Here is a 9,227-nt window from a genome sequence, read left to right on the forward strand (position 1 = left end):
GGTTTGCGTAATGTTCTCGCCCAATAATGTGCACCACCACACGCTTCAACACCTATTCGCATAGGTGGCATATTTGCTATTGTAGTCAGCAGTTTAGAGCGAGTAACCGACTTATGAAGTAGGACTTTGCCATTTTGGTCGACAGCATGAAGACTAAAATGGTTTTTAGCTAGGTCGATACCGCAAAAATAAGAATAATCAGACATGGTGCCTCCGGTGCAAATGTATTCCACTTAAGTGTGGCAGATCCTCGGGAGGGGGAATCCATGTCATTCGTTAGGTTAATCGATGGAGACTTCATGAAAACTAAGAAAATTACGATCCGGAAATTTCAGAAGCGATATAATACTTACTTGAAACTTCTGCTGGATATTCGTGGTGATATGGGGTGGTTTTTTGATGATTCTCATAAGGCAAATATTCTAACTGTCCCATTTATACTATAGAAATGCCGCATGAAGTTCATGCTGACTGTTTTCTCATATCATCTGATAAAGTTGACGAGTTAAGTGAGCTTTTGGATAAAGCATGGCAAGCCAAGGCCATACCAACGTTTTATCAGTTGGAAAATGACCTAAAGGTACGTTCTTCTGCTAGTCAATGGAGTCGATTGGATTTGGTGAAAATCTGTAGATATCTCTATCTGAAAGGTGATAGCTGGGATGATACATTTTGGAATACTTTGTTGACTCCTCAGCAGCACCCATCGGAAGCTGGTGCGATAGTTAGAAAATTTGACCGGAGTAAAGAGATATACTTCGAGTGAAAATTGGGGCAATTAATCGTGTCTAGTTTAAAAGACAGCTATCGTAATAATTGTAAGAACAGATATTATTAAGCGTTGCTATTAGATGTAGCGCGTCAGGATAATTCGACGATAATTTCAGGATAATTGGAGTTTCTTGAATCTCACTAGGTGGTTCTTAAGTCCCACCATACGGACATAAGTATTGGTTAGTTTATACCTGTATCAGGGTCAACCTTAATGGATGGTGACGAGGAGTCTACGGTAGTTTTGACTCTGTTATCACTAACGTCCACTTTAACTCTCACGTCTCCCCCAATTGGATAATGAGATTGCGCATCTTGTGATTTGTAATTGCCTGTTAAGTATGCAGGTAAGGATTGCTCTTTGACTAGCTTGTTGAGCCTATCCGATGTTGTTTCCATGCCTTGGGGTTTGGAATCAAAGACGCTTGGGAAAACATCCGCGAGGGTGGTTTTCTTCATTTTGTAGAGTGAGTGAAAATAACCTGGGTTGCTCTAAATAGAGGGAGATAAGATTGGTAGAAAGGATTTGGGCGTAGAAGCAGGGTCAATAGCGGTACAAACCATGTTTAAACCCTGTTTAAATTGCCTCAGATTTGTTAGAAGATTTTCAGAAGAGCCAATGCTCACATAAATGCCTAAAAACGCTCTGAGGGCGTTTTAGAGAGAAATGCCCTTTTGGGATAAAGGGCATGATAGCGTAGTTAGTGGCTTGATGATAGAGATGTGTCTTTGCGCTTTGAAGACGAATCAAATGCATGGTTCTGAATAATCCTTAGTAGCTCAAGTACCTGTTTAGCGCCTAAGGCAGAAACACGGCAAGCTAACTCATGACTTTCAGCAGCAGTTAGGCGATGTGTGTTCATGACTGACTCCTGTTACTGTGTGGCTATAGGCTGTTTGGCCTGACGCGTGGCACTTAACATTTCAACGCTAGCAGACAAGGCAAAACTCAAATCATCAATGTCGATGTCATGAAGATCTTTCGCATTTCTAAGTAGCTGAGTCAGCACGTCTAGGTTACTGAAAGCAAATTCTTCAATATCAGCAGCATTCCAATCTGTTAGCAATACTGCACGGGTTTCTGTTTGATCTTGAATTTTCATACTTACAGCTCCTTAATGATTTCTTCGTTGACTTTGTCTTCACCCAGAGAAGCGCAAAGGTTCATGGCTTTGGTGATGAGGTTGTTGATTACCTGCGGATATACCAAGCTTCCAGATTGGTTACGGCGTGTTTGCAGACGCTCTCTTAAGGCTGATGCTGCGGAGGCATCCATGATTTTGTTATAGTCACAACCTGCACGCTCAAACTTATGTTTCAAATACGCCTCGATGTCGTGATCTAAAGGCGGAACCTCAACGACCATGCAGCGACGAATGAACTCACGCAGCTCGTAGTGGCGACGTTCATCAAGGCGGTGAAATAACTCAGTCTGACCAACCAGTAAGATCCCAAGCAGTTTTGAAAAACCATCTTCCAGCTCCCAAAAACGCTTTAGGTACTTCATCACTGGGATGGTCAGGTCATGCGCTTCTTCAATGATGAGTACGTGACGTTGACCACCTTTGAACGCGGTCATAAGCAAGCGCTCAACTTGTCGAGCCTTAGCTTCCATGCTGCGCTTTGGTGTTTCACTGCTAATGTCGTTGATAATGGCATCACAAATACCAGCCGCCGTTGCTCGTGTCTTATCGATGATTTTGGGTTGAATGACTGATATGTCGCCGTCATTGTGTAAATCATCCAACAACAAACGGCGCAGAACGCTCTTACCCGCACCAGAATCACCCACTACGGCAAGAATGCCTTGGTTGCGCGAGACGTCCTTCATTGCCGCCAGTACGTAACGGCTGTCTTCGTTCATATAAATATCACGTACACCACGAATATCATTGATAAACGGGTTACGGAAAAGCCTAAAGTGTTTCATTGCTTCTTGTGTTAACATTTGGTTCTCCAGTTCGATGTCCTGATTGATTTCTTCTAGCTGGGGTTCTGGTTGGTCATTGGTTGCAGCCTCTGACCAACCGCTTATTCCCTCTAGTCCGTTAGAAGCAAAGAATGCCTCTACTTTGTCTGTAAATTCTTGTGCGCGTCGCTTAGGTGGTTCATTTAACCGTACCGCTCGATGCACCGTGCTGTAGTTCATGTCTAGATAGTCAGCTAGCGCTTGTATGGTCAGTCCAGCATTATCTAATTGCGCTCTGAGCGTATTCATTACCGCCTTGCTCCCATAGTTCAATCAATGTCTTTAGCTCACTTTCGGTTAGGCCGTCAGGGTGTTGCTTCTTCAATAGCGCTCTAACAGACGCCAGCTCTTCTTTTCGTGGGTTAAACGCTTTTTTAAAGCGGTTTAAAGCCCCTATAATCGTCATTTTCTGCTCGGTTAATGGCTGACCTTCCACACTCATTTCCGTACCGCGCCGAGGCATAAAGGATGGGACAGATTGTTGCTCAATGTCTGCCATCGGGTTGATGTCACCATTAAAGGCAGGCACGCGCCCTTTACGCACTTTCTTGATGTCTCGTGGGTTATCGGTGCCCCATGCTGCGGTATCGAGTCGCTTACGGCTGATATCCGTTTGTGTTTCACGTATCGCTTTGTGTTGCTCGCCGATGATAGGAGCTTGTAGGTTGAAACCTGCTGCATCACGCTCAATAGGTAACGCTTCATGTGTGTGCTCTTGTCCCATGTCATCCACACTCATCACTCGAATAGCAGGAGCCTTGTAAGGGTTAACGAATACCTTTACTTCATCACCCGCAATGATGTGCGGAATATGAGCCAGTGAATAATCGAGTGAGGCATACCCTTTAGGCGCAAAGCTAATGCTGAGTTCGTTAGGTCGTACCTTTCTGACCTCTGGCTTCGTTTGTTGCATCATGCTCTTCACCAGCTCTACGTCTTTAATCAATCGAAGCTGCTCCGTTCGGATGGTCTGCCACAGGCCAAAGCGACTTGTTTTGTGGCGAGAGTGCGCCTTGAGCGCTTGAAAACCCATCGACCATTTCACGGCATACTGATTCAATTCTTCAATTGAGTTAATCGTGGTAAACGCTAAGCGACTCTCAAAGCGGCGCTCGACAATATTGTGCGTGGACTCCACCTGACCTTTAGCCCAAGGACGCCCAGGCGTGTGTGCGATGTGCTTTACTTCCAACATATCCAGCATATGGCGGGTTTGGTGCGCAATGTTGGCTGAGCCTGCATCCCATATCAGCAACTGAGGGACGCCATACATCAACTCACCTGTATTACGCTCACAAAACGCCTCAAACAGAAACTTGGTAATGGTCTCCGTGTTTTCACCAGGAGCCACGTAGTAACGTAAGAAAAAAGCACCACTGTAATGGTCGGTTGCAAGGTAACGTAACACGCGCTCATTGACGATACGGTCAAGGTTTTTGGGCTTGTTCTTGTAGAACTCATCTTCTGCCATGACTCGCAACCCTTTGCCACCTTTGAGGTAATACAGCACGCAGATAGACACATCAAATTGCCATGCGTGGTTAGGGTAGAGTGAACGTTGGCTAGTTGTCGTTTCCATTGTGTTCAACTGATTTGGGTGTACGCGAAAACGCTTAAATGCCCGTAATACCGTAGATTCAGAAATATCTTGTGAAAGCTGTCCGTTCGCTAAGGCAATATCAATCGCGTCACGGATGGTCATCAGTCGTTTTCCGCTGTCGCGCTCACTCTGGCGCATTAGGTTAGCCAGTAATTCCGCTTCAATACGAGTGATTGCCAACTCACCACTATCATTGCGCTTCTTGCGTCCAGATGCCCAACCTAATGCTGCAAGCTCTTGATAGAGTTTATTTTTTGAAATGCACAGATACTCGGTCGCTCGTTGAATAATCGAGCCTTTTTCACCACGGCCTGCACCATCTAGCTCCGCCATTAAGTGTTTTAAGTATTGTGCGCGTTCTAGCTCAAGTGCATTCATACAGGCTTAACCCTCGCTATCCATGAGCAATGCACTTTCTGAATGCCATTGCTCTAGATGTTCGATAACGTGAGCGGCTATCCCCATATCTCCTGACAAGCTTAGGAAACGCTCTAGTACACGAAACAAGGTATCTTCACACGCTTGGTCAATATCCGTAGGGTGTTCATTGTCTTGGATCGTTTGAATGGCATCAAAGAGTCGAGCCATGCCGCTGTCTACCGCGAGAGCCGCTATATTCAGTTGCTCTAGCAACTGGTTATTTAACTGCTCTTCCTTTTGGCGAGCTTGAGCAGGTGATAGCGGTGTATCGAGCTTTTTCGATAAGCTATTAATTTTCTTGTCTTTGTCAGCAAGTAAGCGCTCATGAGATTGCTTTTCTTGTGTCAAGCTATTCACTTCTTGTTGAAGAGCTTGCTTCTCTTGACGATGCTTTGCTGATAACTCTTCAATGATTTCAAGGGCTTCATCACGGTCTTGAACCTTTACAACTTCGCCTTCAACGATAGCGGTTAAGTCTTCTTGGGGAAGTTTACGCAATCGGCGTAGATCTTTAGTTGTGACGCCTAAGGTCTGCATTGATTGAAGTGCTTTCTCACCAAATTTGGCAAGATTTCTCAAATCTTCATCGACAGTAGATCGAGATGTATGACAGATTTTGCAAAACTCATCCCATGTACCAGTTAAGATCACTTCTTTTTGCTGACCGTCAGCAGAATTTGCATAAGGCATCGTGATGCGTTGCCCCTTCAAAGCCTTGTAGCTCTTGGTTTCTTTGACTTCTTTCAAAAATGACAAACTGATGGCGTTAGCAAAATTACCAAAAGCTTGAGACACTTTTATTTGTCCAATTAGCATTCCTGTTGTGATGTCTGCACCGTTGCTATTTGCAATGCTGAGTGCTTCTGCTGCATTCATTTCAACTGCATCTTCCAAATTCTGTGATGCTTTTTCTAATCTTTTTAATTCATCTGACATTTATAGTTCCTCACCAGTCAAATCTTTAAACTCTGCTTCAATAACCTTTACTTGCTCACGCACAGCATTTCTGTAACTGAACGCCAGCTTGATGAAGTGGTTTGAAGGCTTCCATAGCATGTTTTTTTTTCCACCAACGGCATCAACCCAACCGCTATCGACGAGAACTTGCAAGTAACGATGGAGACTAGACCTAGGGATACCTGTATGGTCACCTAACTGCTTTAAGCTTGCTCCTTCAACACCTTGAGAGACCATGAATTCAAGAAGATCGAGCGCTAGTCGTGTCGGCTTCAGGTTGTACCCTGCAACGGAGTTCTGAAATTTACTCTTCATGATTTATCACCTTTCCCGTTTAAAAGTTTATTAAACGCTCTGTTTAGTCCTGATCTTGAGGGCGCTCGTTCCTTTCCAAACTTATCTACACAAGCGGCGAGAACATCTTTCTGAGTCATAAACTCTAGATCCAAGCTCATAATGAACTCATAGAGTTCTCGATCTGACTCAATTCTTGATAGCTGTCGAGTTCTTGTGGCGAAATGTTCATTCTTTTGCCCTAAAGAATTGCATATAGCGCTAAGCACATTTTTGGCTTCAATTGCATTTAGTTGCATTAAAATTGCCATGATTTTTTCTTGTGCTTTTTTCTCTTTAACTTGTTCCATAACAACCTCTTAAGAAACCTGGTTATCAACACCTGAATCATGAATAACCTTATCGCGTAATAACTGCGCTTTTGGCCCATTCCACGAACCAATCAAAGCAGCTCTAGCGTTTGAGGGGGTAACGTTGTTATTGCGGCACCATTCAGAAAAAGATGTGCCTTGGGCAATGAATGCTCCTTTCAATAAGTTGAATTTTTGGATTGATAATGGCTCTGACAAAATTTTCATATTTATTTACTCCGATTATTAAATTAGACTAATACGACTAATTAACTACAAATATTAGGCGGATTATCTACAATGTCAACAAAAAATGCATCGTTTAAGTCTGATTTTGGTTCTAAGCTTAAATTAGCTAGAAAGAACCTGGGATGGAGTCAGGAAGTATTAGCTAGAGAATTAGAGGTATCACGAGATACTCTTAGTCGATATGAACGAGGTGAGCTTTCACCATCACTAGAAGTATTCACTCGAATGTTAGAACAGTTTGCGGTGCTTGAGATTCAAGCAGAAGATCTTTTAACCGAAAGAGAACAGCCTCAAAAGCAAACACATACTGTTCCTTCGTGGGGATGGGCTACTGGGTTTTCATTTGAATCTGGTGGGGCTTTTACTGTTGGGGCTACGTGTCAGGATGTCGTTCGTTTATTGGATGTTATGATTAGCAAGTTCCCATCAGACAATCCTTTTAAAGAAACTGCTGATAAAATTCGAGAATACATATCTGACCAAGAAAATGATGAGGCAAATCACTTAGAACCATTTGAATTTGGCTTGGAAATACCAATAGCACAGCAAGCTGCAAGTCTAAAACCTGAGTTTCCGAAGGAACAGCTAAAGAGTAAAGCTGACAAAGTCTTTGACAAATATCTGGAGGAGAAAACTAAGGTAGCGTCGCTACAACAGCAACTGGTCAAACTACAACAGGAAATGTCTTCCAAACACTAGCTACCGCCTAATGATTGGGGTGGTCATTGTAAAGAGATGGTCATCCCAAAACTCATCACCCCTCACCCCTAGATATCCCATATAATCCCTAAACACTGAACTATTATCCTGACGTCACTATAGTATTATCTTGGTTCTATACAATTAGAAGAACTTAGAGCTTTACCAAAGAGGTGAGTAGGTATAAAAAAACGCCCTTGTAGGGCGTTTTGTATCTTGTTGAAGGTAAATTAGCCACAAGCTTTAATCGGTTCGCTTTTAGCTGCTTCTTCTTCCGCTTCTTTTCTCGCTTCTTCTGCGACTTTCTCACGCAGCATCATTTTAAGCTCTGCATCTACAAATCGTTTGAGAACTTGTTTGATTAGTGGTTGGTAGCCAATACCATGAATCTTAGCGATATTTTTAAGGTCTTCAATCAATCCGTTTTGTAGGCGAATCGAAATTAGCTGTAATTCTAGAGACTTATCAATTATCTCTGACTTGATTTCTACTTTTTCTACAAAGTGTTCGTCACGGCCTAGTTGACCGTCTTCCCATGCTTCAACGGTACTTTCGATCTTCTTAGGTGTGTTCATTGCATACTCTCCTGCGACACGCTGTATCAGTGTCACTCATCGGGTTTGTTAATTGATATAATAATTATTAAGCAAATTTGTTAAAGATGCGAATTTCTTCTGGATTTGCTGCATATGCTGTTTTGATTACAAACTTTTCCAGATCGCTATAATAGATAAAGACAACTTTTAGTTTTTTCCCTGTATCAGTCTCTGATACGAACCATAGTGTAGGTGGGTCTGTAAGATGTTCTTCTCTCGTATCTTTTAAGAAGCTTTTAGTAGATTCCCTGTTTGCAAAACACTCTATTACTTCTTGCTCAGTGACATCATGTTTTACGGCCAGTTTTTTTCGAACATCATTAGAAATTTCAAAAGTCATAGATTTTTAGACTTCATATCACGTTAAAGAAAATACTGTATGAACATACAATGCTAATTTTATATTTTGTATTTAGTATATACAGTATATACAGTATATACATCTGGCTGCTTTTAAATCAATAATGATTTATTTCTAAGATCATTTTTTGGAATTTGATTTTGTTAATTTTACACTTTTTGGTGTTTTGTTTCGCGTTTCGTTTTGAATGTGGTTTTTTGTTGTATATACGGTGAGTAATAAGTACTGTTCGGCCATACAGTAACTCTCCAAGATAGAGTACGAGTTATAGCAGGGCCGATTTAATCCAAGTAAAAATTTGACAGCTTTTTATCTTTTTCTTGATAACTAATAACTCCACCCCAAACTCCCCACATCCAGAGTTAGTTCGGTGCCTTTCTCGTTCTTGGCTTTGTCTACCGTTACTGGCTTATCTGACTTAATCCGCAGTTCTACTTCGGATTTGCTTTTCATTGTCTGTGGGGCCAGTGGCTGGTAGGGTCGGTACTGGCTTTGCGTAGCTAGGTTTCCGGTCGCGTAGCCGCTGTATCCTTGGCGCTCGGTGCGGTTATGGGTTTCGGTGGTGGTGATACCCAGCTTGGCGTTTTTGTCGGTTATTCTCAGTAAATCGCCATTAATTAGTTAAACTAGTTTTCAATTAAATCAACTAATTACGCTACCTCGGTCTCTTCTGCGATGAATCCACCCGTTTTATAAGCTTCTTATATTATTTATTAAATATCAAATGGTTATGATGAAATTGGTTTAGAAGTGGCGACAAAGTGGCGACAGTTTTTATCCAGATAAGTGTAAGTATTAAGAGCTAGATTTAGACGGCGTTGTTGATCAAATCAGCTTGAAGATCAACGACGCCATATATGACTAGCCGTTAGCTTCTAACAGGCATACCTAGTCCTATGACTTTGTTCATTGCTTTGACATTTGCCAGTGCCTCACCAACTTGAGCGTTATAACATCTCAA

General features: G+C 42.3%; 12 protein-coding genes and 1 pseudogene. 1 reads left to right on the forward strand and 12 read right to left on the reverse strand.

What is annotated here, in order from left to right:
• The 9 genes and pseudogenes from QTN95_RS19230 to QTN95_RS19270 form a co-directional block, all read right to left on the reverse strand.
• Window positions 1–206, reverse strand: a pseudogene (locus QTN95_RS19230) (IS110 family transposase); the annotation flags it as partial.
• Window positions 207–1,472: 1,266 nt separating this feature from the next.
• Window positions 1,473–1,634, reverse strand: a complete 162-nt coding sequence (locus QTN95_RS19235) for a hypothetical protein (RefSeq protein WP_170926979.1) — start codon at window positions 1,632–1,634, stop codon at window positions 1,473–1,475.
• Between the two features lie 12 nt (window positions 1,635–1,646).
• Window positions 1,647–1,874, reverse strand: coding sequence for a hypothetical protein (locus QTN95_RS19240; RefSeq protein ID WP_086371261.1), 228 nt, complete (start codon window positions 1,872–1,874; stop codon window positions 1,647–1,649).
• 2 nt (window positions 1,875–1,876) lie between these two features.
• Window positions 1,877–2,989, reverse strand: coding sequence for an ExeA family protein (locus QTN95_RS19245; protein WP_331418626.1), 1,113 nt, complete (start codon window positions 2,987–2,989; stop codon window positions 1,877–1,879).
• Complete coding sequence (locus QTN95_RS19250; protein ID WP_331418628.1) at window positions 2,961–4,718, reverse strand: transposase; 1,758 nt, start codon at window positions 4,716–4,718, stop codon at window positions 2,961–2,963. Before QTN95_RS19250 ends, QTN95_RS19245 begins: the two co-directional genes overlap by 29 nt.
• Window positions 4,719–4,724: 6 nt before the next feature.
• Window positions 4,725–5,696, reverse strand: coding sequence for a MarR family transcriptional regulator (locus QTN95_RS19255; RefSeq protein ID WP_331418630.1), 972 nt, complete (start codon window positions 5,694–5,696; stop codon window positions 4,725–4,727).
• Window positions 5,697–6,032: a helix-turn-helix domain-containing protein gene (locus tag QTN95_RS19260; protein WP_331418631.1), complete on the reverse strand. Its 336-nt coding sequence runs from the start codon at window positions 6,030–6,032 to the stop codon at window positions 5,697–5,699. It abuts the gene before it with no gap.
• Window positions 6,029–6,361 (reverse strand): primosomal protein, encoded by a 333-nt coding sequence (locus QTN95_RS19265; RefSeq protein WP_331418632.1) that lies wholly within the window; start codon window positions 6,359–6,361, stop codon window positions 6,029–6,031. Before QTN95_RS19265 ends, QTN95_RS19260 begins: the two co-directional genes overlap by 4 nt.
• A 9-nt stretch (window positions 6,362–6,370) precedes the next feature.
• Complete coding sequence (locus QTN95_RS19270; RefSeq protein WP_086371380.1) at window positions 6,371–6,589, reverse strand: hypothetical protein; 219 nt, start codon at window positions 6,587–6,589, stop codon at window positions 6,371–6,373.
• A gap of 72 nt (window positions 6,590–6,661) precedes the next feature.
• Here QTN95_RS19270 and QTN95_RS19275 point away from each other — a divergent pair, with 72 nt between their 5' ends.
• Window positions 6,662–7,309, forward strand: coding sequence for a helix-turn-helix domain-containing protein (locus QTN95_RS19275; RefSeq protein WP_331418633.1), 648 nt, complete (start codon window positions 6,662–6,664; stop codon window positions 7,307–7,309).
• Between the two features lie 230 nt (window positions 7,310–7,539).
• On the opposite strand, the gene QTN95_RS19280 is transcribed toward QTN95_RS19275, so the two are convergent.
• The 3 genes from QTN95_RS19280 to QTN95_RS19290 all read right to left on the reverse strand — a co-directional run bounded on the left by QTN95_RS19280 (window position 7,540) and on the right by QTN95_RS19290 (window position 8,719).
• Window positions 7,540–7,884, reverse strand: a complete 345-nt coding sequence (locus QTN95_RS19280; RefSeq protein ID WP_331418634.1) for a hypothetical protein — start codon at window positions 7,882–7,884, stop codon at window positions 7,540–7,542.
• A gap of 67 nt (window positions 7,885–7,951) precedes the next feature.
• Entirely contained in the window at window positions 7,952–8,245 is a 294-nt protein-coding gene (locus tag QTN95_RS19285) for a hypothetical protein (protein ID WP_331418635.1), read from the reverse strand.
• A gap of 348 nt (window positions 8,246–8,593) precedes the next feature.
• Window positions 8,594–8,719 (reverse strand): hypothetical protein, encoded by a 126-nt coding sequence (locus tag QTN95_RS19290; RefSeq protein ID WP_331418636.1) that lies wholly within the window; start codon window positions 8,717–8,719, stop codon window positions 8,594–8,596.
• Window positions 8,720–9,227 lie beyond the last annotated feature (508 nt).

The organism is Vibrio sp. M260112 (assembly GCF_036533775.1).
In the GTDB taxonomy this organism is placed as follows: Bacteria; Pseudomonadota; Gammaproteobacteria; order Enterobacterales; family Vibrionaceae; genus Vibrio.

What these genes read in the sequence shown, in the direction of transcription:
- QTN95_RS19235 (WP_170926979.1), bottom strand. Translation starts at nt 1,634, where the DNA reads ATGAACACACATCGCCTAACTGCTGCTGAAAGTCATGAGTTAGCTTGC.
- QTN95_RS19240 (WP_086371261.1), bottom strand. Translation starts at nt 1,874, where the DNA reads ATGAAAATTCAAGATCAAACAGAAACCCGTGCAGTATTGCTAACAGAT.
- QTN95_RS19245 (WP_331418626.1), bottom strand. Translation starts at nt 2,989, where the DNA reads ATGAATACGCTCAGAGCGCAATTAGATAATGCTGGACTGACCATACAA.
- QTN95_RS19250 (WP_331418628.1), bottom strand. Translation starts at nt 4,718, where the DNA reads ATGAATGCACTTGAGCTAGAACGCGCACAATACTTAAAACACTTAATG.
- QTN95_RS19255 (WP_331418630.1), bottom strand. Translation starts at nt 5,696, where the DNA reads ATGTCAGATGAATTAAAAAGATTAGAAAAAGCATCACAGAATTTGGAA.
- QTN95_RS19260 (WP_331418631.1), bottom strand. Translation starts at nt 6,032, where the DNA reads ATGAAGAGTAAATTTCAGAACTCCGTTGCAGGGTACAACCTGAAGCCG.
- QTN95_RS19265 (WP_331418632.1), bottom strand. Translation starts at nt 6,361, where the DNA reads ATGGAACAAGTTAAAGAGAAAAAAGCACAAGAAAAAATCATGGCAATT.
- QTN95_RS19270 (WP_086371380.1), bottom strand. Translation starts at nt 6,589, where the DNA reads ATGAAAATTTTGTCAGAGCCATTATCAATCCAAAAATTCAACTTATTG.
- QTN95_RS19275 (WP_331418633.1), top strand. Translation starts at nt 6,662, where the DNA reads ATGTCAACAAAAAATGCATCGTTTAAGTCTGATTTTGGTTCTAAGCTT.
- QTN95_RS19280 (WP_331418634.1), bottom strand. Translation starts at nt 7,884, where the DNA reads ATGAACACACCTAAGAAGATCGAAAGTACCGTTGAAGCATGGGAAGAC.
- QTN95_RS19285 (WP_331418635.1), bottom strand. Translation starts at nt 8,245, where the DNA reads ATGACTTTTGAAATTTCTAATGATGTTCGAAAAAAACTGGCCGTAAAA.
- QTN95_RS19290 (WP_331418636.1), bottom strand. Translation starts at nt 8,719, where the DNA reads ATGAAAAGCAAATCCGAAGTAGAACTGCGGATTAAGTCAGATAAGCCA.